The organism is Halorubrum sp. SP9, assembly GCF_005435015.1.
GTDB lineage: Archaea > Halobacteriota > Halobacteria > Halobacteriales > Haloferacaceae > Halorubrum > Halorubrum sodomense.
This window is the reverse complement of the sequence record NZ_SGXU01000442.1, coordinates 1-398: the sequence shown is the minus strand read 5'-3', so window position 1 is coordinate 398 and position 398 is coordinate 1. Positions and strand designations below refer to the sequence as shown.

General features: G+C 56.3%; 1 protein-coding gene. It reads right to left on the bottom strand.

Features of this window, described 5'->3' with window-relative positions; all coding sequences use genetic code 11:
* Positions 1–184 precede the first annotated feature (184 nt).
* Positions 185–398, bottom strand: a 214-nt coding sequence (locus EXE45_RS21010; protein WP_206750515.1) for a hypothetical protein, incomplete at its 5' end; no start/stop codon positions are given.

Sequence of the window (398 nt, the reverse complement as noted above, 5' to 3'; positions counted from 1 at the left end):
GATCCCCGAGTCGGAACTGTCGCGCCTGCGCGATCAGTGAACACCGAGCGAGTCTAACGCCCAGCAAACGACCGCGCGTTCTGCGGCCGTCGCCGTCGCTCTTTGGCTCGACTCCCTCTCCCCGCCGTCGGCTGTCCCGTCTTTTCCGCTCAACTGTTTCGTCGCTGAGTATCGACGACGCGCGCTAACTCGCCAGATCCAACTCTGAGAATCGATCTGTGGCTTCGTTAATTAGTTCTGTAACTAAAACGCCAAAATAAATACGAAAACCGCACGACGTAAGCCGTTTATCAAGATGAATAACCGGGTGAGTGATCTTAAGTAGGAATTCCCCATCGCTATCGATAACGCCCGCCGGGCAGGCCGGGGGCCGACGCAACACAACCAATGTTCGAAGC